This window comes from Caballeronia sp. LZ008, assembly GCF_031451435.1.
In the GTDB taxonomy this organism is placed as follows: domain Bacteria; phylum Pseudomonadota; class Gammaproteobacteria; order Burkholderiales; family Burkholderiaceae; genus Caballeronia; species Caballeronia zhejiangensis.
Window position 1 is genome coordinate 1 of record NZ_JARUXK010000002.1, and the last position, 24,921, is coordinate 24,921.

General features: G+C 63.2%; 24 protein-coding genes. 12 read left to right on the plus strand and 12 right to left on the minus strand.

Annotated elements, in window-relative coordinates; genetic code table 11:
• Positions 1-1,089: 1,089 nt before the first annotated feature.
• Entirely contained in the window at positions 1,090-1,980 is an 891-nt protein-coding gene (locus QCE49_RS14280; protein WP_008345979.1) for an IclR family transcriptional regulator, read from the minus strand.
• 123 nt (positions 1,981-2,103) lie between these two features.
• Here QCE49_RS14280 and QCE49_RS14285 point away from each other — a divergent pair, with 123 nt between their 5' ends.
• From QCE49_RS14285 to QCE49_RS14295, 3 genes are all read left to right on the plus strand, one after another.
• A complete protein-coding gene (locus QCE49_RS14285) occupies positions 2,104-2,958 on the plus strand; it encodes a sulfite exporter TauE/SafE family protein (protein ID WP_250441587.1) in 855 nt (284 codons plus the stop codon).
• Positions 2,955-3,242, plus strand: coding sequence for a DUF1634 domain-containing protein (locus QCE49_RS14290; RefSeq protein ID WP_175981952.1), 288 nt, complete (start codon positions 2,955-2,957; stop codon positions 3,240-3,242). The genes QCE49_RS14285 and QCE49_RS14290 overlap by 4 nt, the downstream gene beginning before the upstream one ends.
• Positions 3,243-3,331: 89 nt before the next feature.
• A complete protein-coding gene (locus QCE49_RS14295; RefSeq protein ID WP_250459983.1) occupies positions 3,332-4,945 on the plus strand; it encodes an FAD-dependent monooxygenase in 1,614 nt (537 codons plus the stop codon).
• Here QCE49_RS14295 and QCE49_RS14300 read toward each other — a convergent pair.
• Positions 4,942-5,766, minus strand: coding sequence for a class I SAM-dependent methyltransferase (locus tag QCE49_RS14300; RefSeq protein WP_250459980.1), 825 nt, complete (start codon positions 5,764-5,766; stop codon positions 4,942-4,944). The genes QCE49_RS14295 and QCE49_RS14300 overlap by 4 nt on opposite strands.
• A 160-nt stretch (positions 5,767-5,926) precedes the next feature.
• Here QCE49_RS14300 and QCE49_RS14305 point away from each other — a divergent pair, with 160 nt between their 5' ends.
• Positions 5,927-6,673, plus strand: a complete 747-nt coding sequence (locus QCE49_RS14305; RefSeq protein WP_008345970.1) for a glucose 1-dehydrogenase — start codon at positions 5,927-5,929, stop codon at positions 6,671-6,673.
• 98 nt (positions 6,674-6,771) lie between these two features.
• Positions 6,772-7,404, plus strand: coding sequence for a LysE family translocator (locus tag QCE49_RS14310; protein WP_250459978.1), 633 nt, complete (start codon positions 6,772-6,774; stop codon positions 7,402-7,404).
• Between the two features lie 5 nt (positions 7,405-7,409).
• Here QCE49_RS14310 and QCE49_RS14315 read toward each other — a convergent pair whose 3' ends face one another.
• On the minus strand, positions 7,410-7,664 hold the full coding sequence (locus QCE49_RS14315; RefSeq protein ID WP_144403779.1) for a hypothetical protein: 255 nt from the start codon (positions 7,662-7,664) through the stop codon (positions 7,410-7,412).
• A gap of 268 nt (positions 7,665-7,932) precedes the next feature.
• On the opposite strand from QCE49_RS14315, the gene QCE49_RS14320 reads away from it, so the two are divergent.
• The 6 genes from QCE49_RS14320 to QCE49_RS14345 all read left to right on the plus strand — a co-directional run bounded on the left by QCE49_RS14320 (position 7,933) and on the right by QCE49_RS14345 (position 15,178).
• A complete protein-coding gene (locus QCE49_RS14320) occupies positions 7,933-8,175 on the plus strand; it encodes a DUF6723 family protein (RefSeq protein ID WP_033536913.1) in 243 nt (80 codons plus the stop codon).
• A 168-nt stretch (positions 8,176-8,343) separates the two neighbouring features.
• Positions 8,344-8,571 carry a hypothetical protein gene (locus QCE49_RS14325; protein ID WP_250459975.1) on the plus strand — a complete coding sequence of 76 codons (228 nt, stop codon included), beginning with the start codon at positions 8,344-8,346 and terminating at the stop codon, positions 8,569-8,571.
• Positions 8,572-8,760: 189 nt separating this feature from the next.
• Positions 8,761-9,420: a recombinase family protein gene (locus QCE49_RS14330; RefSeq protein ID WP_250459973.1), complete on the plus strand. Its 660-nt coding sequence runs from the start codon at positions 8,761-8,763 to the stop codon at positions 9,418-9,420.
• Between the two features lie 276 nt (positions 9,421-9,696).
• Positions 9,697-13,860, plus strand: coding sequence for a CheR family methyltransferase (locus QCE49_RS14335; RefSeq protein WP_250459971.1), 4,164 nt, complete (start codon positions 9,697-9,699; stop codon positions 13,858-13,860).
• Positions 13,861-13,910: 50 nt separating this feature from the next.
• Positions 13,911-14,915: a chemotaxis protein CheB gene (locus QCE49_RS14340; RefSeq protein WP_175981941.1), complete on the plus strand. Its 1,005-nt coding sequence runs from the start codon at positions 13,911-13,913 to the stop codon at positions 14,913-14,915.
• Positions 14,916-14,941: 26 nt separating this feature from the next.
• Positions 14,942-15,178: a hypothetical protein gene (locus tag QCE49_RS14345; protein ID WP_008345957.1), complete on the plus strand. Its 237-nt coding sequence runs from the start codon at positions 14,942-14,944 to the stop codon at positions 15,176-15,178.
• Here QCE49_RS14345 and QCE49_RS14350 read toward each other — a convergent pair.
• From QCE49_RS14350 to coxB, 8 genes are all read right to left on the minus strand, one after another.
• The gene (locus QCE49_RS14350) at positions 15,132-15,473 is read right to left on the minus strand and encodes a hypothetical protein (RefSeq protein WP_250459970.1); all 342 of its coding nucleotides are present in this window, start codon (positions 15,471-15,473) and stop codon (positions 15,132-15,134) included. The two genes, QCE49_RS14345 and QCE49_RS14350, sit on opposite strands and share 47 nt — an antisense overlap.
• A 90-nt stretch (positions 15,474-15,563) precedes the next feature.
• A complete protein-coding gene (locus QCE49_RS14355; RefSeq protein WP_175981939.1) occupies positions 15,564-16,439 on the minus strand; it encodes a glucose 1-dehydrogenase in 876 nt (291 codons plus the stop codon).
• Positions 16,440-16,679: 240 nt separating this feature from the next.
• Positions 16,680-16,904: a hypothetical protein gene (locus QCE49_RS14360; protein ID WP_250459968.1), complete on the minus strand. Its 225-nt coding sequence runs from the start codon at positions 16,902-16,904 to the stop codon at positions 16,680-16,682.
• 104 nt (positions 16,905-17,008) lie between these two features.
• The gene (locus QCE49_RS14365; RefSeq protein WP_409014132.1) at positions 17,009-18,331 is read right to left on the minus strand and encodes a c-type cytochrome; all 1,323 of its coding nucleotides are present in this window, start codon (positions 18,329-18,331) and stop codon (positions 17,009-17,011) included.
• Positions 18,316-18,753: a hypothetical protein gene (locus tag QCE49_RS14370; RefSeq protein ID WP_008345953.1), complete on the minus strand. Its 438-nt coding sequence runs from the start codon at positions 18,751-18,753 to the stop codon at positions 18,316-18,318. The genes QCE49_RS14365 and QCE49_RS14370 overlap by 16 nt, the downstream gene beginning before the upstream one ends.
• Before the next feature lies 1 nt (position 18,754).
• Positions 18,755-19,369, minus strand: coding sequence for a cytochrome c oxidase subunit 3 (locus QCE49_RS14375; RefSeq protein WP_250459965.1), 615 nt, complete (start codon positions 19,367-19,369; stop codon positions 18,755-18,757).
• Positions 19,366-21,351 carry a cytochrome c oxidase subunit I gene (ctaD, locus tag QCE49_RS14380; protein WP_008345951.1) on the minus strand — a complete coding sequence of 662 codons (1,986 nt, stop codon included), beginning with the start codon at positions 21,349-21,351 and terminating at the stop codon, positions 19,366-19,368. Before ctaD ends, QCE49_RS14375 begins: the two co-directional genes overlap by 4 nt.
• The gene (coxB, locus tag QCE49_RS14385) at positions 21,348-22,325 is read right to left on the minus strand and encodes a cytochrome c oxidase subunit II (protein ID WP_250459963.1); all 978 of its coding nucleotides are present in this window, start codon (positions 22,323-22,325) and stop codon (positions 21,348-21,350) included. The genes ctaD and coxB overlap by 4 nt, the downstream gene beginning before the upstream one ends.
• A gap of 608 nt (positions 22,326-22,933) precedes the next feature.
• On the opposite strand from coxB, the gene QCE49_RS14390 reads away from it, so the two are divergent.
• Complete coding sequence (locus QCE49_RS14390) at positions 22,934-24,187, plus strand: hypothetical protein (protein ID WP_250459961.1); 1,254 nt, start codon at positions 22,934-22,936, stop codon at positions 24,185-24,187.
• 3 nt (positions 24,188-24,190) lie between these two features.
• On the opposite strand, the gene QCE49_RS14395 is transcribed toward QCE49_RS14390, so the two are convergent.
• The gene (locus QCE49_RS14395; protein ID WP_250459959.1) at positions 24,191-24,775 is read right to left on the minus strand and encodes a ParB/Srx family N-terminal domain-containing protein; all 585 of its coding nucleotides are present in this window, start codon (positions 24,773-24,775) and stop codon (positions 24,191-24,193) included.
• Positions 24,776-24,921 lie beyond the last annotated feature (146 nt).

Sequence of the window (24,921 nt, forward strand, 5' to 3'; positions counted from 1 at the left end):
ATCGCCTTGACGGAGATGATCGAGAGGCCATCGCTCGGCGGTGCGCCTCGCACCTTGAGATAGTAGTTCTGCCTGCCCGTGATCCAGCGCGCGAGGGCGCTGGATCGCTTTGTTTGTGCTTCCATTCAGATTCCCTGCATCGAGATGCTGCCAGGCCATGGCCTGATAAACATTCCTATCTAATCGGGCGCATACGGATTCAGCGCACGACTGGCGAAACGTAGGCGGGAATTATTTCGAGAGGAAGCAAAAAAAACCCTTAGGCCAAAGACACTGCCAAGAAGCAGCAATACAAAATCGGATTTCTCTTAAAATGATTTCGCCCGGGTGCGACGCATAGTTACCTCGCTGGCGTGTGGTAGCGCTGGCCAGGACTCAGCGGTTTTGAAGACACTCTGCACCCGTGAGCCCGCGCAATGCCGGCTGACGTTCGTCGCGCTCTTTCGACATGAAGCGCAGCTAGACCACGTGCGCCATCTGACCAACGGCGCTCGATGCTTTGTCGGGCCTAAGAGCGGGACGTGGCAGGGAACCCGCGAGGGTTGCTGGCAATGGTGTAGCGTCCCGGTCTTCCAACCCTGTCATTGTTCCCGCCCGCCCCCAACTGAGAGAAAGGGGGCGGCTCCGGGTTTGTCCAAAAGAGGAGCTTGACCGGTGCTACATCAAAAACAATCGGCAGTCTCACACGCATCCTCACGGCGACAACCTTCCTCAGCGTATTCCGAGCCTTCTACACTCGATCCACGTATCGCTGCCATGCGACTGCTATTTCGCACGCTTAAAAGAACCGTCGACACGATGCGCAACCATGAAGACAGTCTTTATGAAATGCGCGACGTAACAAGTGCGGCTTGTCTCAGGACCGAACTTGGCGGAATGCGCGAAAGCGTCGATGCGGCGTTTTTGCTCGACACTCCTAGTGTCTACCAATGTGCACGCTCGCGGTATTCGACGGTCGAGAAATTCTTCTAATATTAAACTCGTAGACAAGAAAACTTACTTTCTTTGCAGCAAAGAAAGTGACCGCCGCCCCGCACAGGGGCAGTGCTAATAGACCAAAAAGAAAACGGGATCCGGCGAGAGAAAACCTCAAGCACTCGCAGCGCGCCCCACAGTACGATCCCCCTCAGAAGGCCGATAATTCAGCCGCATGGAAAGCTCGACCGCAGCGCCACATACCTTCGCGACAAGCCGCGCTTTCTCATCATCGGCGCCGATATCCGACCGCGGCACGGTCGCCGCCACCGCCGCGACGATCGCGCCGGAATGATCCCGCACGGGCGCAGTAACGACCGAAATCCCCCGCTCGAACGATGCTTCACTGAGCCCATACCCGAGCGAAGCACATTCTTCCACGCGTTCGTAAAGCTCCTCGATAGTCGCGGGCGTCCGCTCCGTATACTTCTCCAGTTGAGCCTCGGGATAAAGCGCCTTCAGCGCGGCCATCGACAAATCGCCCATCAGCACATGACCATGCACGGTCGCATGAGCAGGAAGACGCGTACCGACATGCACCTTCACCGAGCTGAACAGCGGCTCATGACTCTGCGCTTTCGCGACGAACACGACATCGCGCTGATCGCGGATCAGCAGATGCGTCGAAAGTCCGGTCGCATCGCGCAGACGTTCGAGAATCGGCGTGCCGAAATCGGTCAGCTCCAGCGAGTTGACGTACTCAAACCCAAGCCGCAGCACGGCGACGCCGAGCCGGAAACTACGATCGCCGTTCACGCGTTCGAGAAAGCCCAGCGCTTCGAGCGTTTGCAGCAGACGGAACGTCGTCGTGCGCGGAATGCCGATGCGCCGCGAGAGCTCCGGCGCGGCCAGCACCGGCTCGCGCGCCGAGAATTCGGCGAGGATGCGCAAGCCGCGTTCGAGGCCCGGCACGAGATAGCTGGAACCGCCGCCAGATGACGCGTCCTCATCTGTCGTGTCGAGAGTCTCCGCCTGAATGTCTTCCTGTTTGCTTCGTCGGGCCATGTTGGCTGTCGTTGTCGTCGTGCAATGGGCAATCATAGCGCGAGACCATGCATCGTCGGCCTTTGCCACTCGTCATAACATGTTATATTGACTTCTTGGCGATACCTCACCGATGCTTTGACGATGAGCTTCGAAGCCACATTCTGGCTCTTTTGCACGGGCCTTGGCGCGAGCGCGGCGGGCGGCATGCTGGGCATGGCGAGCGGCCTGTTCATCGTGCCCATCCTGACGATGTTCTTCCATATCGACATGCACGCCGCCATCGGCACGAGCATCGTGTCGGTGATCGCGTGTTCCTGCGGCGGCGCAGCCGCGTTTCTGCGCGGCGGTCTGACGAACGTGCGGCTCGCCGTCGTACTCGAAACCGGCACGACGCTCGGCGCGCTGACGGGCGTGTTCGTCGCGGGCGTCGTACCGGTGGCCGCGCTCGATTTCCTCTTCGCGGGCGTGCTGCTGGTGTCGGCGTGGCAGATGTTCATCCGCCGCGAAGATCCGGCGGGCACGTCGAGGCCGATTCCATCGAACGGACTCGCCGCCGCGCTCGGCCTTCATTCCAGCTATCCCGACAGAACCTTGCGTCGCGACATCCCTTACGAAGTGCGCCGCGTGCCCGTCGGCCTCACGTTGATGTACGCGGCAGGACTCGTTTCCGCGCTGCTCGGCATCGGCAGCGGCATCCTGAAGATTCCGGCGATGGACAACGCATTGCGTCTGCCGATCAAGGTATCGACGGCGACGTCGAACTTCATGATCGGCGTCACGGCCGCCGCGAGCGCGAGCGCGTATTTTCTGCGCGGGGAGATCGTGAGCGCGATCGCGGGACCGGTCGCGCTCGGCTCGGTGATCGGCGCGATCGCGGGCGCGCGCGTGCTGATGAAAGTGCGCGGCGAGCGCCTGCGCCTGCTGTTTCTGTCGATGCTGCTGCTCGTCGCCTGTCAGATGTTCATGCAAGGCATCGGTATCGATCTGCTGCGATGAAGGACCTCACGCCGAAAACGCTCGATCGCCTGCTCGCCGGTTTTCTACAGTGCGGCACATGGGCCGCGTGCGCGCTGATCGGCGCGGGTCTCTTCGCCGGCACGAAACTTCTGACGGCGGGCGTCGCGCTCTTCATCTTGCTGCCGGTGCTGCGCGTCGTGCTGATGCTCGCCATGTTCGCGCGGCAACGCGATTTCCTCTACGCGACGATCGCCGCGACCGTGCTTCTCGTGATCGCGGCGGGCTGCGCGATCGGCATGCGTCTCGGGCCGCTCGCCGGTTGATGCACATCGCCACGAGCGCGCATCCAGCGGTTATTCTCCCTGACGGCAGTCGATGACATTCGCCGGTTTCCTCAGGAGAAACACGCATCATGTTCGATTCGACCGATGTGCTGATCGCCGGTGCGGGGCCCGTCGGCCTCATGCTGGCTGCCGAACTGCGCCGCGATGGCGTGAACGTGCGCATCATCGATGCACACGACGAGCGCGCGTTTTTCGTGAAGGCGCTGGGCGTCACGGCGCGCACGCTTGAGATTTTCGAGGATATCGGCATCGCGCGCGACGCGATCGATGCGGGCGTGTGGCTGACCGGCGCCGACACGTATCAGGACGGCGCGCCCGCGTTCAGCGCCGAAGTGCCGCGCGCCGGGCTGCCGTACGGCGCGCTCTCGCTCGCGCAGTTCGAGACGGAACGCATTCTCGAAGCGGCGCTCGCGCGCAACGGCGGGCACGTCGAATACGGGGCGACGCTCATCGATTTCAGCGAATCGGCCGATGCCATCGACGCATGCGTACAGGACGCATGTGGCGAGAGCCGCACGGTTCGATGCCGCTGGCTCGTCGGCTGCGACGGCGCGCGCAGCACGGTGCGTCGTCATCTGAACGTCGCGTTCGAAGGAGATCAGTATCCGCAGACCTTCATGCTCGCCGATGTCGATGTCGACTGGAATCTGCCGCGCGGAAGGATGTATCGCTTCAATGTGTCGGGTGAGGACAGGGCCGCATCGACGACGCTCGCCGCGTTGCCGGTGCGCGGTTCGGTGCGTCGCTATCGTCTGTCGATGGTCCTGCTTCCCGACGATGCCGCCAGACACGCGCCGAACGCCACGCCCGCTTTCGACGAGATCGAGCGCATCATGCTGCCGGTCCTGCCGAAGGGCACGCGGCTTTCGTCGATGCGCTGGTCGTCGGTGTATCGCGTGAGTTACCGGATCGCGCAGCAGTATTCGCGCGGCCGCGTGTTTCTCGCAGGCGATGCGGCGCATATTCATCCGCCCGTCGGCGGGCAGGGCATGAACACGGGCTTGCAGGACGTCCACAATCTCGCGTGGAAACTCACGCTCGCGTCGCGCGGTCTCGCGAGTCAGACGCTGCTCGACAGTTACGAAGCGGAGCGGCGGCCAGTCGGGCTCGATGTCGTCGAATCGACGAGCCGCGCGCTGAACACGGTTCTCGCGCACGGCGAGATCAAGCCCGCGATGCGCGAGACGCAATTGCTGGTGAGTTATCGCGGCAGCAGCTCGATAGTTGCAGACGAAACCATCGAGTTGACGCCCGCATTGCCCGCGCCCGGCGATCGTGCACCGCAAGCCGGCGGTCTCGTGGAGGCGTTCATCGGTCATGCGCAGCGCTTGCACGATCATCTCGGACGCGGACGTCACACGCTCATCGGCTATATCGATGACGATGCCGATGGCGCACGCGTCGCCGCGTTCGCTGCAACGGTCGAAGCATGGCGCGCCGCACTCGGCACGGCGGCGAGCGCGGTGCTGATCGTGTCGCCGGACGTTGCGAAGGCGGCGTCGTTCGTGCCTGCGTGTGAAGCGTATCGGACGTTGAGCGACGAAGCGCGCGAATTCGCCGATGCCTTCGGCGCGAAGAACGGCATGGCGTGGGTCGTGCGGCCGGACGGACATATCGGTTATAGAAGCGCGCGTTGCTCGCCGGATGCGTTGATTGCATGGCTCGGACGCGTGCTCGGTTAGCGCCGGATTTCGATGACGTGCGCCTGAATCTTCCCGTCGGGATAGTCGGAGCCGAAGCGCGCGGCGATGGCTTGCGCGCATATCGATGTCGCTTCGTCCAGACTCGCGCCCGCACGCGATTCGATCTCGTTGCGCAACGGTGTGCCCTGGCAATAGGCGAGCGCGACCTCTTGCGCCGACGATGCGCGGCTGCGTCGCGTGACGGTTTCGAAACGCGGCATCGCGTCGAAGCCCGCCGATGCGAGATCGCGCGAAATCAATCCGCGATCGAAGTAGCCGTGCGGCGTGCGCTTCATGAAAAGCGGCGGATCATCGGGAAAGAGATGGCCGAGTGCATCGGTGATCGTATTGGCAAACGCGTTCTCTTCGATGCGATCCCATATGTTAAAGAGCAGCGCGCCGCCCGGCCGCAGCACGCGACGCGCTTCTGCGAAAGCCGCGGGCTTGTCGGGAAAGAACATCGCGCCGAACTGACAGACGACGATATCGAAGCTTGCATCGTCGAAAGGCAACTGCAACGCGTTCGCCTGCCGCCATGTCATGGTGCGTCCGATGGGCGTCGTCGCGGCGCGATCGAGCATCGCCTGATTCAAATCGGTCGCGACGATATCGACATGAGCGGGCAATGCAAGCGCCATCGCGCGCGTGACGGCGCCGGTGCCCGCTGCCGTTTCCAGCACGCGCGATGGAGCGAGCGCCGCCGCGCGCGCTGCAAGATCTTCGGCGTAGGGCGCAAAGAGCATCGGCACGAGAAGCCGCTCGTAAAGCTCGGGAATCTGACCGGCGAACTGAACGTCCGTGCGAGGCATAGTCGTATTCATGCGCCGTCTCCGATCGATTATTCGCGTGAGGCCTCAAGTCTTTTCACTCTACGCTGCTTTATCGCCTTGGCGGAGATGGCTACATTTCATCCTGTCGCGCCGCTCTTGCAAAACGCAACGGCGCATCCGGGCATTAAATAACCTCTTCAAGGATTCCATCATGAGCAAACTCGCAGGCAAGGTCGCGGTCGTCACGGGCGCATCGAAAGGTATCGGAGCCGGGATTGCAAAGGCGCTCGCGGCAGAAGGCGCGTCGGTCGTCGTCAATTATGCGAGCAGCAAGGCGGGCGCGGATGCAGTCGTCGCGGAGATCACGGCATCGAACGGCAAGGCGATCGCCGTGGGCGGCGATGTGTCGAAAGCGGCCGATGCGCAGGGCATCGTGAATGCGGCGATCGAGACCTACGGACGCCTCGATATCCTCGTGAACAACTCGGGCGTCTATGAATTCGCCGCGCTCGAAGAGATCACCGAAGAGCACTTCCATAGACAGTTCAATATCAACGTCCTCGGCACGCTGCTGACGACGCAAGCCGCCGCGAAACACCTCGGCGAAGGCGCGAGCATCATCAACGTGAGTTCGGTCGTGACGCGTATCACGCCGCCGACGAGCGCGGTCTACAGCGGCACCAAAGGCGCCGTCGATGCGATCACGGGCGTGCTCGCACGCGAGCTGGGCGCGCGCAAGATTCGCGTGAACTCGATCAATCCGGGTGTCGTCGTGACCGAAGGCACGCATAGCGCGGGCATCATCGATTCCGACTTCGACAAGGCCGCGCTCGCGCAAACGCCGCTCGGACGTCTCGGTCAGCCGGACGATATCGCATCGATCGCGGTGTTCCTCGCATCCGACGACGCGCGCTGGATGACCGGCGAAAGTCTCATTGCAAGCGGCGGCATGCGTTAAACACGAAGTGTATCGACGGGCGACGCCGGTTCCGTATCTGGCGTCGTGGAAAACCGCGCGGGAGAATGCATCGACATTATTTCCGCCGGAGTCCGTCGATGCCTCATACGCCGCAACTGTTCGCTTTCGCCCTGGTCGCGCTCGGCATGGCGCTCACGCCAGGGCCGAACATGGTCTATCTGATCTCGCGCTCGATCTGTCAGGGCCGCAGCGCAGGACTCATCTCGCTCGGCGGCGTCGCGCTCGGCTTCGTGGTCTACATGCTATTCGCGGCGTTCGGCATCACCGCGCTCCTCATCGCAATCCCGTTCGCCTATGACGCGTTGCGCTTCGGCGGCGCGCTCTATCTGCTCTATCTCGCGTGGCAGGCCGTGAAGCCCGGCGGACGCTCGCCGTTTCAGGTGCGCGATCTGCCGATCGGCAGCCCGCGCAAGCTCTTCACGATGGGCTTCGTCACCAACCTGCTGAATCCGAAGATCGCGGTGCTGTATCTGTCGCTGTTGCCGCAGTTCATCGATCTTTCGCACGGCGGCGTGCTCGGCCAGTCGCTCGTGCTCGGCGTCGTGCAGATCATCCTCAGCATCACCGTCAATTCGATCGTCGCGATGACCGCCGGAACCATCGCGCTCTTTCTCGCGCGCAAGCCCGCATGGCTGCTGATCCAACGCTGGCTGATGGGCACCGTGCTCGCCGGCCTCGCGTTGAGAATGGCGACCGAAGCGCACCGCTGATCCTTTCAGCCGGGATGATCCGTATACACGCGTCCGAGCAGGTCGTCGTATTCGTCGCGACGCGCGGCGACGATCGCCCGCAGCATCCGGATGAACGCGTTGCCATCCTCGAAGTGCTGCACGAGCACGCGCGCCGTGCGCAGCGATATGAATTCGGTCATGGGTCGCGACGGCTCGTCGTCGATCCTGAAGCTGAACCGATGCACCTCCACGGACGATACTTCCGACGGTACTTCGTGAGAGAGGATGGTGGCCCGCATTTGCGCTTCCTTCATCGTTCTTGTTATCGGTCTCGGGCATTGGGACTTCGCGCGGTTTATGCGCAAGTCGCCCGGTTTTCGGGTCTTGGCATGCAGCAATGGACATGCCGTCGACCCCCTTTGCAACAGCGGCGCGAAGGGATGCGTTAAGTACACGATGAGCGCATGTGCGGTGTCCCACAATGAATCATCGACATGAGAAGCGGTGATTCCAGTGAATCAATCGAGCGGCCGACGCCCTAAGCTGGTCCTGTATCCGACGCGCACGATGACGCCTACGCCCGGAACCAGCGAGGACGACTTTCAAATTTACGCCTCGTACCGGGGCAGCAGCGCAAGCGGTTTTTTCGGCACGCTCAAGGTCGTGCGCAAAACCGACGGCAAGCTGCTGTTTCCATTCGACGGCGCCGACAGCATCGGTCCGTTTCCGTCGAAGGCGGCCGCGGTCGCCGCCGCGCTCGACCGAGGCGACGAGCTCGTGAAGGCCGACCTGGCGCGCCCGGAGTTGTGAACGTACGGTCGTGCCGCCTAAAGGGATTACTTTCGTACGATATTTGATTATGGTTTCCCCTGATCGTCGGCTCATTCTTCTGATGGACAATCTGCGCACAGCCTACGGGCATTCACACTGCCCGAAAGAGCAAGGGACGGTCATTAGATAAAAGAGAGAGGGCACGCCATGAACCAGCCTCAAGTCACCTATCGCGGCTTCGTCATCATGCCGATGGCCGCATTCGACGGCGGTCTCTACGCCGCGATGACGATCATCTCCGACACCGGAGGGCTCCAGCGCGCGACGGGCGTGCTTGGACATTTCGCGTCCGTCGAGGAAGCCCGTGCGTTCGCGCTCGTCGCGGGCAAGGACGAGGTGGACCGCCGTCTGTGGCATTCGGTAGCCGTCGCCTGAAACGATCGTTCGCATCGTTTCGAAACAAGTCGAGCGGGATCCCGCTCGTTCCTTCGACTGCGTCCGAAAGTCCGAAAATAACGGGTTTCGTACCTTGAACGCGCGTTTCGGACTGTCATACTGCAGGCATCCGTGCGTCTGTCCGTTATGGCTCGCGCACGATCTTTGCACCGGAAAAAGGCCGAACCGATGGCAACCGTCGTATACGTTTTCGAGGAAAGCAGAGGTGTACCGACCCACGAGCGCGACTTGCTGGAGATAGACTCCGCGGGTTTTCTCGTCGATATGAGCGCGGTCTTCGTCGAGCGCTGCAGTTGCACGATCGCCGCGGCTGCGCGCCCCGCGTTCCAGCGCGCGTTGCGACGGCTGCAGGCGGGCGACACGATGATCACGACGAGACTCTGGTGTCTCGGCAACAGCGTGCAGGACGTCGTCGCGACGATCGGCCTGCTGGAGCGGCGCGGCATCGCCACGATCTGTCTCGCGTACGGCAAGAGCGATCTGTGCTCGAAGGAAGGTCTCGCGTTCGTCGAGACGCTGCGGCTCGCGGAAGAGCTCGAGCGCGTCACGCGCCGCAGCCGCGCGCGCGAGGCTGCAAGCGCCGCCAAGGAGCGTGGCGTCGCGCAGGGCCGCCCGAGTTCGCTTTCTGAAGCGCAGCAACGTCAGGCGATGCTCGGTCTCGACGCCGGCCTCACCGTGACCGAGATCGCCCGCTCGCTCAACACGTCGCGGCAGACCATCATGCGCTTGCGCATCGCGCACGCCGCTCCGCCGCAAGAGCGCGCGGTGCACGCGGTCATCGAGGCTCCGGACGGACCCGAACCGCTCGCCGCCAACGACGCGAAGTAGCGCGACGCACGGTTCGTCTCCGGGCGACGTTTCTCTCCCTGCGTGTCCTGACGCAGCGGCCGGTTTTATGCTTCCATGTCTGACGACGCGTGCCAAACGCGTCGAATTGAAACCCGCGCGCCGAATGGTCGCGTTGCGTACACTACAATCGATGCCTCAAGAGGCGCGACGCGCGTCCCGCGCCGCGTTTTCATTACAACGACATGGCTCACGAGTGAACTCAAACAATATGCGCGGTGATCGGAAACAAGGGATGAACCCGGAGGATTCGGAGACATGACCAGCAGTCGATCGAAGGCGGCGGCATCCGAGAACTTCGAACCCTTGCCTTTCGCCGTAGTCGGCATGGGCGCGTCCGCGGGCGGCATCGAAGCATTGCTCAATTTCTTCGATAATGCGCCGGCCGAAATGGACATGGCGTTCGTGGTCATCGTGCATTTGCCGGCGGATCGCCTGAGCCGCGCCGATGAAGTCCTGCAACGCGTGACGGACATGCCGGTCAAGCAGGTCTCCGCGACCACGGCCATCGAGAAGAATCATATCTATATCAACGCGCCCGACAAGCATCTGGAAATGTCGGAGGGTCATCTTCGTGCGGTGGATCGCGCGGCCAACGGCGCGCCCACGACCATCGACCACTTTTTCGCCACGCTCGCCTCGGCGCACGGCACGCGTTCGATCGGCATCGTGATGTCCGGCTCGGGCTCCGATGGCGCGGCGGGACTCTCGCGCATCAAGGAGATGGGCGGCATCACCGTCGCGCAGAAACCGGAAGACGCGCATTTCGCCGAAATGCCGCAACACGCGATCACCACGCGCCAGGTCGATTTCATCCTGCCGGCGGCGGAGATGCCCGAGAAGCTGCTGGATCTCTGGAACAACGCCAAGAAAATCCACCTGCCGATCGCCGAGGCCAACGAAGCGGCCGAGAAGGAAACGCCGCCCACGGCGGGCAGCGCCGAGCGCGCGCTGGGCGATATCCTCATGCAGCTGCGCGTTCGCACCGGACACGATTTCCGTCATTACAAGCGCGCGACCATCCTGCGGCGCATCGAGCGGCGCATGCAGGTGAACGGGCTGCGCGATATCGGCGCATACCGCGATCATCTGCGCTCGAATCCGGACGAGACCACGTCGCTGCTCGCCGACATGCTGATCGGCGTGACGCAGTTCTTTCGCGATCGCGAGGCGTTCGACGCGCTGCGGCGCGATGTCGTGCCGCAGTTGCTCGACGCGACCAAGGGCGAGTCGCAGATACGCGTGTGGGTGCCCGGCTGCTCGACCGGCGAGGAAGCCTATTCGCTCGCGATCATGCTCGCGCAGGCGCGCGAAACCGTCGGTTTCGAGGCGACCTATCAGATCTTCGCCACCGATATCGACGAGCCCGCCATCGCGCAGGCGCGCAGCGGCTCCTATCTCGGCTCGATCGCGACCGATATCCCGTCTGAGCTTCTGCGCCGCTATTTCAAGCACGAAGGCGGACGCTACCAGATCGTCAAATCGGTGCGCGAGCGCATTCTGTTCGCCGCGCACAGCCTGCTGCGCGATCCGCCGTTTTCGCATCTCGATCTGATCTCCTGCCGCAACGTGCTGATCTATCTCGATCGCGCGGTGCAGCGGCAAGTGCTCGAGCTCTTTCACTTCGCGCTGCGGGCGGGCGGTTATCTCTTTCTCGGCACGGCCGAATCCGCGGATACCGCCGACGATCTTTTCACCATCGTGGACAAGAAGAGCCGCATCTATCGCGCGCGCACCGTGCTGAACCGCGTGAAGCCGCCGGTCTCGTTTCCTTCGCTCGGCCCCACGAACATCGGGCCGCGCGAAGAGCTGATGACGACCGCCGCGCCGGTGAGCATGGCCGCCGGGCCCGAAACGCCGGAGCGCCGCAGCTTCTCCTTCGCGGCGCTGCATCAGCGCGTGCTGGAAGAATATGCGCCGCCTAGCGTCGTTGTCGATCGCGATTCGAACATCGTGCATCTGTCCACGACGGCCGGGCGATTCCTGCGGCACGGCGGCGGCGAATTGTCCTCGAACATCATGGCGCTCGTGCTGCCCGAGTTGCGGCTCGACCTGCGCACGACGCTCTTTCGCGCGCATCAGACGGGCGGCAGCGTCGAGGCGCGGCGCGTCAAGCTGACTCAGGACGGCCGCGCCGTCTGGGTCAACATGACGGTGCGTCCATTTCATGACACCGGCGTGAACGCCGACTTTTTCCTCGTATTGTTCGACGAGGTGCAAGAGCACATGGCCGACGAAGGACTGCCCGAGCAACGCGGCCAGGATCCGCTCTTGTTGCAACTGGAACGCGAACTGCAGCACACGCGCGAGCAACTCGCGACGACGATCGAGCAGCATGAGACGACCGTCGAGGAACTGAAGGCGTCGAACGAGGAATTGCAGGCGATCAACGAAGAGCTGCGCTCGGCGACCGAAGAGCTCGAAAGCAGCAAGGAAGAACTGCAATCGGTGAACGAGGAACTGACCACGGTCAACGCCGAATTGCAGGCGCGCGTCGAGGACACGGCGAAGGCGAACGACGACCTGCAGAACATCATCGCGGCGACGGAAATCGCCACGGTGTTCGTCGACAAGCAGATTCGCGTCAAGCGCTTTACGACGAGCGCGACGCGCGTGTTCAAGCTGATCGACGTCGATATCGGCCGCTCGCTCTTCGACATCACGCATTCGCTGCGCTATTCCTCGCTCGCGGACGACGTGAAGCAGGCTTTCGATACGCTCAAGCTCATCGAGCGCGAAGTCGAGAGCCACGACGGCAAATGGTATCTGATGCGCCTCTTGCCGTACCGCACGGCCGATGACCGCATCGACGGCGCGGTGCTCACGCTCATCGACGTCACGGCGCGGCATGTGGCCGAAGAGACGGCGCGCATCGGCGAAGAGCGTCTGCGGCTCGTCGCGCAATCGACCGCCGACTACGCGATCATCGTGCAGGATCCGAACGGCACGATCGTCACCTGGAACGCGGGCGCGGAGCGCATCTTCGGCTTCTCGGAGAAGGAAGTCGTCGGGAGGAACATCTCGCTCATCTACTCGCCCGAAGACCGCGCGGCGAACGTGCCGGCGAACGAGCGCGAACTCGCGGAACGCGACGGACGCGCCGACGACGAACGCTGGCACATCACGCGCGACGAACGCCGCGTGTATTGCAGCGGCGTGGTGACGCCGATCTCCGATCCGTCGTTCACGGGTTACGCGAAGATCGCGCGCGATCTGACCGAGCGCAAAATGCGCGAGGACGCCAACCGCGAAGCGCTCGCGCACGAGCACGCCGAGCGCGAGAAGGCGTCGCTGTCGAACCAGTTGAAGGACGACTTCATCGCGATGCTGTCGCACGAACTCAAGCATCCGCTGAATCTCATCGGCATGAAGGCGGAAATCCTGCCGCGCCTGCCGGAAACGCGCGGTATCGAAGTGGTGCAGGAAACCGCCGATTCGATCCGCCGCGCGGTGCGCGGGCAGGCGCAGATCATCGACGATCTGCTGGATCTTTCGCGCGTTCGCACCGGCAAGCTCGCGCTGAGCATCGCGCCGGTGGATGTCGCGGGCGTACTCGCGCGCATCGCGGATGTCGCCGAAACGGAAGCCGTGCAACGTGGAATCGCGCTGCTCGCGAGCAATCGCGCGGAGCCGATCTACGCATTCGCCGATTCTGTGCGTTGCGAGCAGATTCTCTGGAACCTCGTTTCCAATGCGCTGAAGTTCACGGATCGCGGCGGTTCCGTCGATCTGCGGATCGCGCGCGACGGCGGCATGGTGCGTATCGATGTCGTGGATACCGGGCAGGGCATCGAGGCGTCCGCGCTGCCGCATATCTTCGACATGTACCGGCAAGGCGGGCGCAATCCGACATCGTCCGGGCTCGGCATCGGCCTTGCACTCGCGAAGCAGCTCGTCGACATGCACGGCGGGCGCATCGAGGCGCGTTCCGATGGCCTCGGCCGCGGCACGACGGTCTCGGTCTGGCTGCCCGCCGCCGCGACGCAACAGGCCGTGCCGCCGCGCAGCGAGGACCGCGCGCGGCCTGTCAGCGGCGCGCGCCTTTTGCTCGTCGACAACGACGTCGAAGCGACCGCATCGTTCGCCGCGCTGCTCGAGCTCGAGCAGGCGTCGGTGCAGATCGCATCGAGCGCCGAGCAGGGTCTCGAACTGCTCGGCAAGGGTTCCGTGGATGCGGTGATATCGGATATCCAGTTGCCCGGCATCGACGGCTACACGTTCATCAGGCGCGTGCGCGCAGACACGACGCTCGCGGATGTGAAGGCGATCGCACTGACGGGGTTCGGCCGCGACGAGGATAAACGCGCGGCGCGTCAGGCGGGCTTCGACGCGCATCTGACCAAGCCGGTTGATTTTTCGGAGCTGCTTCATACACTCGATGTATTGCTCGAGCCGGGGCGCGAGAAGGAGCGCGGCGGCTGAAGCACCGGCGCCGGTCCGCCGATTGCTTCCTAGATCAGACAGGAGGCGCTATGGCTGAACGGGACATCGTGGTGATCGGTGCATCGAGAGGCGGTTTTCAGGGACTCAGGGCGCTCGTTAGCGCGCTTCCCGCCGATCTTCCGGCTGCGGTGTTCGTCGTGCTGCATATCGGCCGTCACGCCAGCATGCTGCCGGACCTGCTCACGAGTTGGGGACGGTTGATCGCGCGTTATGCAACGCATGGCGAAAAGGTCGAACATGGAACCATCCGTGTAGCGCCGCCGGACCGGCATCTCGTGTTGTCGAAAGGGCGCGTGTGGCTCAGCGAGGGTGCGAAGGAAAACTTCTCGCGGCCCGCCGCCGATCCGCTGTTTCGCAGTGCCGCGATGGAATACGGGGCGCGTGTCGTCGGCGTCGTGATGAGCGGCGATCTCGACGATGGCGCCGCCGGTCTCGCCAACATCCGCGCCCAACGCGGTTTCGCCATCGTGCAGAATCCGGACGATTGCGAAGCGCCGAGCATGCCGCGTGCCGCACTCGAATCGTGCGGCGCCGACATGCTGTGTGTCGAGCGCGAACTCTCGCGGTGCATTCAGGCGGCGGTGCACGGGATGTCGTCCGACGAAGCTTCCGAGGGAGCGCAGATGAACAAGAACGTGTTCGAGAAAGAGGCTCGCCTCGCAGCCAGCCGCCTGTCGGATATCGATTCGCTCGACGAAGTCGGCGAGCGGTCGGCGCTGACATGTCCCGATTGCGGCGGCGCGCTGTGGCGCATCAAGGACGATCATCCGATGCGCTATCGCTGCCATACCGGACACGCGTTCACCGGGCTGTCGCTGGAGGAGGGCATCGAAGCGCGTTCGGAGACGGCGATCTGGTCGGCCATGCGCGCAGTGCACGAGCGCGTCATCTTCGCGAAAGAGCGGCAGCGCTGGGCGGAGCGGTCGGGCAATGAAGATCAGATAAAAATCGAGCAGGCGCGCATCGACGAAGCGGAACGTCTCGTCGAATTGTTGCGCGAAGCGGTGCAGACAGCATCTTCATCCGCGAACTGACGAACTGACGGGAAACGGAGGATCGAATGGATCTCGAAGCGGAGAGCCTGGCGCTTGTCCAGGCTGATCGCGATATCAACGAAGGCAAGGAACGCATCGAGCGTCAGCGCAAGATAATCGAGCAACTGCGCTCCGGCGGACACGACACGACGGATGCGGTCAGGCTGCTCAGCACGCTCGAAGACACGCTGACGGCCATGATGCAGCATCGCTCGCTCATTGTGGCTCGCATCGCGCAGTGGAAGAGCGGGATCTTAACGTAGGACGTGCGCCGCGCGGGGTCTGCCGGCGGCGATGCAGCGTGCCGACGCCGCGAAACGCGCGTGCGGCGATGCACTCGCGCATACGCGCCATGACGAGCGAATTGAGGCTGGGCGAGCGTGCCGCGCGTGCCTTGCGTCGCGGCTCCCTGGATAGCGAAGCGTGCACGTCGTGAGCGAATTTTTGCAGCGCATCCGCCGATCCGCTGACGCTCATGTACGCCTGCTGTCCGATCCTGCCGTCGAGCAGAACGGTCATTCCGGATTCACGGGCCAGCTTCAACATGTCGGATTGCATGATTGTTCGGGCTCATCGCCCGCTCTTGTCATTGGCTTCGCGCGAAGCCTTTCATGCTTTCAATACAGCATTCGCTGTGCCCCGGCCGCGCTAAATAATCGGCTTGCCGCCCGTTACCGCGATGGTCGCGCCCGATATGTAGCTCGCCTCGTCCGATGCCAGCATCACATAAGGCGCCGCGAGTTCCGCAGGCTGTCCGGGGCGCTTCATCGGCACCTGCTTGCCGAAGTTCTCGACGCTCGAAGGCGGCATCGTCGATGGAATCAGCGGCGTCCAGATCGGCCCCGGCGCCACGCAGTTCGCGCGTATGCCGCGCTCGGCCAGCAGTTGCGCAAGCCCGCCCGTGAAGTTCTGGATCGCGCCCTTCGTGCTCGCATACGCGATCAGTCCGGGATTCGGCGCATCGGCATTGACGGACGTCGTGTTGACGATCGAACTGCCTTCTTTCATATGCGCGAGCGCGGCCTTCGTGATGCGGAACATCGCGCCGATATTCGTCGAATAGGTCTTGTCCCATTCGTCGTCGCTGATGTCTTCGAGCTTGTCGTAAGTCGCCTGATACGCCGCGTTGTTCACGAGCACGTCGATGCGCCCGAACGTTTCGGCCGTCTTCGCGACGATCTGCTTGCAATGCTCGCGATCCGTGATATCGCCGGGCAGAAGCAGCGCGCGGCGTCCGGCTTTCTCGACCCAGCGCTTCGTTTCCTCGGCGTCGTCATGCTCGTTGAGATAGGAGATGGCGACGTCCGCGCCTTCGCGCGCATAGGCGATCGCCACCGCGCGGCCGATGCCGCTGTCCGCGCCCGTGATGAGCGCGACTTTGCCGGCGAGCCGGTTGCTGCCCTTGTAGCTCGATTCGCCGTGATCGGGCGGCGGGTCCATCGGGCCGGTGAGTCCCGGGCGATTGTCCTGCTGTTGCGCCGGCATCGGCGGGCGTGGGTATCCGCTATCGGTGGTATTGCTCATGTCGTGCTCCTTACGCTGCCGCTTCAAGAACGACCGTGGCCCGGCTTTCCCTGAGGGCGCCTGTACGAGCGGCGCTGCGCGCTCTTTCATTGACGAGTGTTTTCATTCACGACTCCGGTGCTGGTTAGAAAGACGACCGCATGCGCGGTCATGCGGTCGTGTCAGCATCGAGCGTTCCAGGAATCGAAACACGGCGTGCGGAATCCGCGCCTTACGACGCGCGAAGAGCGGAAATGGCGATCAGTGGTCCGCTTCGTCGACTTCCTTGACCACGGTCTTGCGAAGCTGATCGAGCGCGCGCAGGCTGGTGATGAGATTGCGCAACAGGCTTTCCGAGTCGTCGGTGTTCCATCCGCACTGTCGGAGCGATTCGAGGCGTTCCGTCTGCTCGACGATGCGCCGCCCGCAATTCTCGATATGCAGGTCAAGACGTGCGAGTTCCTCTAAAGATTTGGTGTTGGCCATGGCGGACGTTCGCGTAGTAGGAAATTTTGTCCAGTCAACCATGGTACAACGGGCCGCGAATCGCCGATGCGGCGCAGTGAATCGGTCACTTTCGCTTCGTCAATTCAAGGTTGCGCGCGCTTCGAGACCGCATCGCGCATGCTGCGCACGTCGCGCGTCGTGACAGGCGAAGCATCGTTGCCCCATGCCGAGCGAACGAAGGTCAGCACGCGGGCGATTTCCGTATCGGTGAGCTTGTCGGCGAACGCGGGCATCTTCTTCGGCTGCGGCCCATGTTCCGTGGATGGCGCGTTGCCGCCCTGCAGCACCATCCGCACGAGCGAATCGGGCTTCTCCGACAGCACGGCCGGATTGCCCGCAAGCCGCGGATACTTGAACGCTTCACCCGCGCCGTCGCTCTTGTGACAGCGCGCGCATGCGCTTTGATAGAGACCCGCGCCGGGACGCTCGTCGTCGCCGGTGCGCAATGCGGCCACGCTCTGTTGCGCCGCGCGCGAGCGCGCATCGTAGGTGCCGCCGTTTCCGTTCGCCGGCAGGCTCTTCAGATACGACGCGATCGCGAGCAGATCCTGATCGTCGAGATATTGCGTGCTGTCTTCGACCACCTGCACCATGCTGCCGAAGGTGGCGAGACCCGCGCCGTGCCCCGTCTTGAGAAACGCGGCGATGTCGTCGGGTGCAATGCGGCCCAGTCCCGCGCCCGATACGCCGGTCAGGTTCGGCGCGTACCAGTGATCGTTGGTGCCGCCCGTGAGATACGTCCGCGACGATTCGGTATAGCCGCGTTCGTTATAGGCAGGTCCGCGCGGCGTATGGCACGCGCCGCAGTGCCCGAGCGATTGCACGAGATAGGCGCCGCGATTCCATTGCGCTTCGCGCTTCGGATCGGGCGTGAACGGTTCCGTCGGCCTGAAGGCGAGATTCCAGAAGACGAGCGCCCAGCGCTGGCTGAACGGAAACGGCAGATGCGTTTCGGGCGCGGCTTGCGCGACGGGTTCCACGCCGTGCATGAAATAGGCATAGAGCGCGCGCATGTCGCCGTCGCTGATCTTCGAGAACGATGGATAAGGCATCGCCGGATAAAGATGCTTGCCGCCCGGCGCGACGCCTTCACGCAACGCGCGCGCGAAGTCCTCGTAGCTATAACGCCCGATGCCATGTTGCGGGTCCGGCGTGATGTTGCTCGACCAGATCGTGCCGAAGGGCGAGCCCATCGGCAGGCCGCCCGCGAACGGATGCGGCTGCGGTTTGCCGGGCGCGGGCGGCGCGGTATGACAGCCGGCGCAATCGGCGGCCTTCGCGAGATACGCGCCGCGCGTGACGAGATCGGGCGTCTGTCCGCGAGCGAGCGGCATCGATGCGATCAGCGTGAAAGCGCAGAAGAGCGCGCGGCGTCGGAACGTCGTCACGATCAGCGTCCTCCACATGGCGACACGAGCAGCCACGCGAGATCCGTCGCGATCAGCGCGAACACGAAGAGCGCGCTCGCAAGCGCCCCCGCCCGCGCGATGAACGCATCGCGGGCCGCATGTCTGTCGATCGTTCCATGCTCTTTCAGCGTCGATGCAAGCTCGCCCGTACGCCGCCAGTTGCGCCACGCGACGACGCCGCCCGCGACGCCCAGCAGCAACGCGACGAGCGCCAGCAGCACGATGCCGTGCTCGAGCCAAGGCATCGCGGGCGCGTTCACCGGACGCTCATGCGGGAAGCAGCCCCACGCGGCGATGGTCTGCGCGAGCGTCGTCTGCGTCATCCACGCGGCGGGTGCGAGCAGGAGACCGATCGCGAGCGCCATGCCGCCCGGACGCACGGGATGCCGCTTTTCGTCGATGGGCGATGCGTCGTTCATTTCATTTCGCCAGCACGTAGGGCGACAGATACAGCGTCGCGAAGATGAAGAGCCATACGACATCGACGAAATGCCAATACAAGCCGCCGATGGTCAGCGCCGCCGAACGCGCCCGGTCGAAGTAGCCGAGCGCGGTCCATAGCAGCAGGAACGCGAGCACGACGAGGCCGACGAGCACATGCATCATGTGAAAGCCGGTGATCGTGAAGTAGAGCGAGCCGTAGAGATGCGTCGTCAGGCCGTAGGGATGATTGGCCCATTCCTTGAGTTGTATGCCGACGAAGATCGCCCCGAGCGCAAGCGCGATAGCGAGCATCAGCACGCCCATGCCGCGTTTTCCGCGCCGCACGAAGCGCTCGCTTGCCCATACGAACACGCTGCTCGACAACAAAATGCAGGTGTTCGCAATGCCGAGGCCGAGCTTCGGCATGCCTTCGGGCGGCCAGTGTTGTGTCGTCTGCGAAGCGAGATACAGATACGAGAAGATCAGATAGCCGAAGAGCGCCGCTTCGGTCGCGACGAGCGTGAGACATCCCCACCATCCGCCCGACCGTTCGCCCGGACTGCCGATGGGCAGACGCGCGCGTTCGGGCAACGCTTCCGCGAAATCGCTCATGGTGTCGCTCCGGTTTCGTGCGGCTCGGGCGTATCGTCGCGCTGGCCGAGTTCGCGGCGCGGCCACAACCATACGACGATGGCCGCGCCGCATCCGATCAACCCGAGCGCCGCGAGCCACCATGCGGTCAATGCGAGGCCCGAGAAGAACACCAGCGACGCGACGCCGAGCCAGAAAGGCGCATACGAGTCTTCCGGCATCTTGAGAATCACGTCGGGATCGCCGTCGAGCGCGGTGGTGCCGAGCGCCTCGCGTCCCTTGTCGAGGATGTAGCCTTCGTCGAGCCGCGAACGCATCTTGCCGGAAATGCGTTCCTCCCATAGCGGATGACGGCTCGCGATGCGCGGCGCGATCGCGAAGTTATACGGCGGCGGCGGCGATGAAGTCGCCCATTCGAGCGTGGGCGCATCCCAGGGGTTATCGCCCGCAACGGGACCGCGCCGCAGGCTGTACACGAAGTCCCACATGAAGATCAGCACGCCGAACGCGAACAGGAACGCGCCGATCGACGTAATCATGTTGACCGTGTTCCAGCCCATGTCGGGCGCGTAGGTATAGATGCGTCGCGGCATGCCGAGCAAGCCCGCGATATGCATCGGAAAGAACGCGATGTTGAAGCCCGTGAACAGAATCCAGAAGCCGATGCGCCCGATCCTCTCGCTCATCATGCGCCCGGTGAATTTCGGGAACCAGAAGTAGATGCCGCCGATAACGGGAAACACGTTGATGCCGAGCAGCACGTAATGCAGATGCGCGACGACGAAATAGGTATCCGTGAGTTGCCAGTCGAAAGGCACCGCTGCGGTGAGCACGCCCGACAATCCGCCGATCACGAAGAGAAACACGAAGCCCGCGAAATACAGAAAAGGCACGCGAAACACGGGACGTCCCGTCCATATCGTCGCGATCCATGCGAACGTCGCGACCGCGCTCGGTATCGCGATCACCATGCTCGCCGCGCCGAAGAACGACAGCGCGAGCGCGGGAATGCCCGTCGCGAACATGTGATGGATCCATACGACGAAGCCGATGACCATCGTCGCGACAGTCGACAGCGCGACCGGCAGATAGCCGACCAGCGGCCTGCGGCAGAAGACCGGGAGCGCATCGGAGACGATGCCCATCGCGGGCAGCACCACGGCATACACCCACGGATGCGCGAAGATCCAGAAGAGATGCTGCCAGAGCAGCGCGCGGCCGCCGTTGACGACGTCGAAGAAATGCGTGCCGATGCGCCGGTCGAGCCACAACAGAAAGAACGCGAGACTCACCGATGGCACTGCAAGCAGGTTGCCGCCCGATGCGGTGAGCGTGCCCCACACGAGCACCGGCACGCGATCGAGCGACATGCCCGGCGCGCGCATGCGCAGGAACGTGACCACGAAGTTCATCGAGCCGACTGTCGTCGAGATGCCGAGCAGCACCATGCCGAGCGCATAGACATCGATGTTGGGACCGGTGTTGTAAGTGAGACCGGCAAGCGGCGCATAGTTGAACCAGCCGGCGTTGGGCGCTTCGCCGAACGGAAAGCTCGCATACAGAAAGAGTCCGGCGAAAAGAAAGATCCAGTACGACAGCGCATTCAGGCGCGGAAACGCCATGTCGCGCGCGCCGAGTATCAGCGGCCACAGATAGTTGGAGAAGCCGGAGAGCACGGGCAACGCGTAAAGGAAGATCATCGTCACGCCGTGCATCGTGAAGAGCTGGTTGTATTGCTCGGGCGTGAGCAGCGTCGAGTCCGGGCGCGCAAGCTGCACGCGCATGATGAGCGCCTCGATGCCGCCCGCGATCAGAAACGCAAACGCGGTGAGGAGATAGCGCAAGCCGATGCTTTTATGATCGACGGTCGAAAGCCAGCCGCGCCATCCCGGTGGCGTTTCCCATGTCTCGCGCAGCTTGCGTTCTTCGGCGCTGCCGGGTTCGATGCGGCCGATCGCCAGCGTGCGTTGCAGCGGCGGCGGGGACGTGGCGTGTTCGGTCATTGCAGTGTCCGAAGATAAGCGGAGAGCGCGGCGGCTTCGGCCGCTGTGAGCGCGATCGATGGCATCAGCGAATCCGGTTTGATGCGCTGTGCATGGCGTATCCAGTCGAGTTGATTCGATTCGGTGTTCGGCAACGTGCCGGCGGCGATGAGCCTGCGCGAATTCAGATGCGTGAGATCGGGCGCTTGCGTGCCGTTCGCATCGCTGCCGCGCACGGCGTGACAGCCCGCGCAGCGATCGAGAAAGAGTCGCTGCCCGGCGCTCGCGGTGGCGTCGGCGGCATGCGGGCGCGCTTGCGCCGCGTACCACGCATCGAATTGGGCACGCGGTTCCGCGATCACTTCGAAGGCCATATGCGCGTGTTGCGCGCCGCAAAACTGCGAGCATTGCCCGCGATACACGCCCGCGCGATCCGCCTGAATCCATTGCTCGTTGACGACACCCGGTATCGTCTGAGTCTTGCCCGCGAGACGCGGCACCCAGAACGCATGAATGACATCGGCGCTGCGCAATTCGATTTTCACAGGCTCGCCGACCGGTATGTGAATCTCGTTGGCCGTGGTCACGCCCGCATAGTCGATCTTCCACCACCAGTCGTAGGCCGTGATCGCGATGGTCAGCGCGGGCTCCTTTCTCGGCGACGCGACCGATTCGAGCGTCACCAGCACATAGGCGAGCGCGACGAAAAGCGCGACCGACGAGATGCCCGTGCCGATCCAGACCCAGCGCATGCCGCCGCCTTCGCCCTGCACGTGCGATGCATCGCGCTTCGTGGGCGGCGGACGCTTGCGGATGATCGCGCCGACGAGCAATACGCTCACGATCAGCGCGACGGCGACGGCCAGTGCCGCGAGCGCCCAGCCGAGACGCATCGTCGGCGTGGCGGCGGGACCGTCGGCGCGGAGGAAGTAATTGAGCGGCGCGTCGGCGCGCGCGCTCGCGTGACAAACGAATGCGGCGAGAAAAGCGATCATGGCGCGGGTGCTCCGGCTGGCACAATGGATCGCTTTGTGCGTAGCAGGCATCCGCATGTATCTCCTTGAAAGATTGGCTCGCAGTGAGGTTCCGGCACGCCAGACGGGCGCGCGGGGCTTCGTTCCCCGAGCAATCCACGATCCCAACGATAGCCTTACGGCGCAACGCATGTAATGCGCTTTATTTCGCGAAGCGTTTTCATCAGTCCAATGGATCTTATCGATTCGATAAGTATTCTTCGCCGATTCACTCGCAATGCTTGAATAAGCGCGCACCGACGTTATGATGTACTAACGTATTTGCGACATGCATGTCCATGCATGTTCGTGTCTTTCGATGGTTTCCGATTCTCCTTCGCGCGCTCGATTGAAACGCAGCGCGAAGGCCCTTTGTTGCGTCCGGCGATTGCCACGCTCGCGCCATCGCGTTTGCGCGCATCGGTCAGTGGGGCGTCGTCTTATCTCTCGTATCGAAGCGGGGCCGCGTTCGTCATTCGTCGAACGCGGCTGTGCCTGTTCGCGCTCGCATTTCGCCGCGCGACGCGGGCGTTTCAATTCCGGCAATGAACCGGCCGCTCGATATTCATTTTGAATATTCCGAACGCGCCATGAAAGCCATTACTTTCATTCGATCCGTTGCTCACATCTTCAAATCGCGGCGCATTATTTCAGCGGGGCGGCTTTCGATATGGCCGGGTTTCGCGATCGCGCTTCTGTTGGCCGCATGCGGCGGCGGTGGCGGCGGTGAAACTGGCGGCGCGAGCACGACCGGTGGCGCGCAATCGAGTCCTTCGGGTGCATCGAGTCCCATAGCGGCGTCGAGCCCTTCGGACGGCGGAGCGTCGGCGCCTGCGGTTGCATCGGCGCCAGCGGTTGCATCGGCGCCGTCGGCGGCGAGCAGCCCCGGCGGCGCGAGCAGCACCGCAAAGCCTGTGATTGCGCCTGCGGGCAGCGTGTTTTATGGCATGAACGGTCATGCCAACTGGGTCGGTCCATATCAGACGTCGACGCCGGAGCAACAAGCCGCGCAACTGAAAGACCTCAACATGACGATGTACCGCAACGACATTTCCAACGTAGCCGGCGCGAAAAATCTCGCGAAGTTCGCGAAGATCATGGCGCAATCCGGCGTGATGGTTTATCCGGTGATCCTGCAAGACCTCAACTTCGCCGATGAGAATTCGGCTTATCAGGCGAGCTTCACGCTCGCTCAGCAAATCGTCAGCGTGCAGCAATATGCCTATTACGAAGTCACCAACGAACTTGCGCCGACATGTCTCGTCGGTGCGGTCGACGGCGTGAATCCGGCCGATTACCACAACGATTGTTATCGGATCGCGCGCGGCGTGATTCGCGGATTGATCGCGGGCATCAAGTCGGTGGATGCTGTCGGCAAGATCATCATCGGCGGCAATACGTGGATGCACCTCGGCCTCGATACGATGCTCGCCAACGGCACGCAACCCGACGGCACGAGCGGACATCCCATCGTGACGTGGGACATCACCGCGTGGCACTGGTACTCGGAGCAGGGCGATATCACGCACGCATGCGGAATCCGCTGCTACAACGTAGTCGGCACGCTGCTGTCGTTCGGCAAGCCGATCTGGATCAACGAAGTGGGCATGCGTCCGGACTTTCCCGGCACCGTCGATCAGGCGGCCACTTACATGGCCAACGACATGATGGGCAGGCTTCTCTCAATCGCGCCGCAATACAACATTCAGTCGATACAGGTCTACGAGCTCTACGACGATCCGCCCACCGGTCAGGGCCCTTACGGCATCATGCTCAACGACGGCGTGACGAAGAAACCCGTCTATACCGCGCTCAAGAATTTCATTGCGGCGAATCCGCGTTGAAGATCATCCGATGAAACCGGGAAGGCCGAGAGCCGCGTCGCTGCGGGCCAGACCGGCGGCGCGTTCGAGCAGCGCGTCGAATTGCGCATCGGCGCGCGGTCGCGGGAAGTGCGCGCGAAAGAAGTCCGCCCAGCGAAAATCGGCAAGCGGCACGTCGGTTTTTTCGTAGCCGCCCGCGCTGCGCACGAAGGCCGCAAGGCTGCGAAAATCGTCGTCGATGGCGTCCCGCATATGCACCGGCATGTCCTTGAAAGCGATGCGGCGGCCATCGGCGTCGTAGGGATGCACCCACGCCTCGTTCTCCATCGTCAGCCAGAACGCCGCGCGCGATAACGACGACAAGTCCCGCACCAGCACGAACGGCACGTCCTGCACGCCGATGCGGGCCAGCGCGCAAGCCACATGATGATGGTCGATGACATACGGCTCGCCGCCCGGCCCGAGCACGACGGCAATCGGCTTCGCGGCTATCGACATTGCCAGTTCATGTGCGCTCAGCGCGCGATATTCCTCGGCTTTGCGGCGGACCTGCCGTTCTCCGTGCGTCGCCTGCGTCGGATGCAGATCGTCGATGCGCAGCGTATTCATGGCGCATTCCTCGATGTGTGTCGAACATGCGGGCAAGCGCCGTACCCGGTCTGGACCCGCTGTTGCTTCTCGCTGAAACGAAAGTCCCTAATGCGGTGCGCGGGCGCATCCATTGCTGAAATCGCACACGGACCCGGCCATTCAAG

Bases quoted from the DNA above. Each gene is read 5' to 3' on its own strand.
- QCE49_RS14280 (WP_008345979.1), bottom strand. From the start codon at position 1,980: ATGGCCCGACGAAGCAAACAGGAAGACATTCAGGCGGAGACTCTCGAC.
- QCE49_RS14285 (WP_250441587.1), top strand. From the start codon at position 2,104: ATGAGCTTCGAAGCCACATTCTGGCTCTTTTGCACGGGCCTTGGCGCG.
- QCE49_RS14290 (WP_175981952.1), top strand. From the start codon at position 2,955: ATGAAGGACCTCACGCCGAAAACGCTCGATCGCCTGCTCGCCGGTTTT.
- QCE49_RS14295 (WP_250459983.1), top strand. From the start codon at position 3,332: ATGTTCGATTCGACCGATGTGCTGATCGCCGGTGCGGGGCCCGTCGGC.
- QCE49_RS14300 (WP_250459980.1), bottom strand. From the start codon at position 5,766: ATGAATACGACTATGCCTCGCACGGACGTTCAGTTCGCCGGTCAGATT.
- QCE49_RS14305 (WP_008345970.1), top strand. From the start codon at position 5,927: ATGAGCAAACTCGCAGGCAAGGTCGCGGTCGTCACGGGCGCATCGAAA.
- QCE49_RS14310 (WP_250459978.1), top strand. From the start codon at position 6,772: ATGCCTCATACGCCGCAACTGTTCGCTTTCGCCCTGGTCGCGCTCGGC.
- QCE49_RS14315 (WP_144403779.1), bottom strand. From the start codon at position 7,664: ATGCGGGCCACCATCCTCTCTCACGAAGTACCGTCGGAAGTATCGTCC.
- QCE49_RS14320 (WP_033536913.1), top strand. From the start codon at position 7,933: ATGACGCCTACGCCCGGAACCAGCGAGGACGACTTTCAAATTTACGCC.
- QCE49_RS14325 (WP_250459975.1), top strand. From the start codon at position 8,344: ATGAACCAGCCTCAAGTCACCTATCGCGGCTTCGTCATCATGCCGATG.
- QCE49_RS14330 (WP_250459973.1), top strand. From the start codon at position 8,761: ATGGCAACCGTCGTATACGTTTTCGAGGAAAGCAGAGGTGTACCGACC.
- QCE49_RS14335 (WP_250459971.1), top strand. From the start codon at position 9,697: ATGACCAGCAGTCGATCGAAGGCGGCGGCATCCGAGAACTTCGAACCC.
- QCE49_RS14340 (WP_175981941.1), top strand. From the start codon at position 13,911: ATGGCTGAACGGGACATCGTGGTGATCGGTGCATCGAGAGGCGGTTTT.
- QCE49_RS14345 (WP_008345957.1), top strand. From the start codon at position 14,942: ATGGATCTCGAAGCGGAGAGCCTGGCGCTTGTCCAGGCTGATCGCGAT.
- QCE49_RS14350 (WP_250459970.1), bottom strand. From the start codon at position 15,473: ATGCAATCCGACATGTTGAAGCTGGCCCGTGAATCCGGAATGACCGTT.
- QCE49_RS14355 (WP_175981939.1), bottom strand. From the start codon at position 16,439: ATGAGCAATACCACCGATAGCGGATACCCACGCCCGCCGATGCCGGCG.
- QCE49_RS14360 (WP_250459968.1), bottom strand. From the start codon at position 16,904: ATGGCCAACACCAAATCTTTAGAGGAACTCGCACGTCTTGACCTGCAT.
- QCE49_RS14365 (WP_409014132.1), bottom strand. From the start codon at position 18,331: ATGTGGAGGACGCTGATCGTGACGACGTTCCGACGCCGCGCGCTCTTC.
- QCE49_RS14370 (WP_008345953.1), bottom strand. From the start codon at position 18,753: ATGAACGACGCATCGCCCATCGACGAAAAGCGGCATCCCGTGCGTCCG.
- QCE49_RS14375 (WP_250459965.1), bottom strand. From the start codon at position 19,369: ATGAGCGATTTCGCGGAAGCGTTGCCCGAACGCGCGCGTCTGCCCATC.
- ctaD (WP_008345951.1), bottom strand. From the start codon at position 21,351: ATGACCGAACACGCCACGTCCCCGCCGCCGCTGCAACGCACGCTGGCG.
- coxB (WP_250459963.1), bottom strand. From the start codon at position 22,325: ATGATCGCTTTTCTCGCCGCATTCGTTTGTCACGCGAGCGCGCGCGCC.
- QCE49_RS14390 (WP_250459961.1), top strand. From the start codon at position 22,934: ATGAAAGCCATTACTTTCATTCGATCCGTTGCTCACATCTTCAAATCG.
- QCE49_RS14395 (WP_250459959.1), bottom strand. From the start codon at position 24,775: ATGAATACGCTGCGCATCGACGATCTGCATCCGACGCAGGCGACGCAC.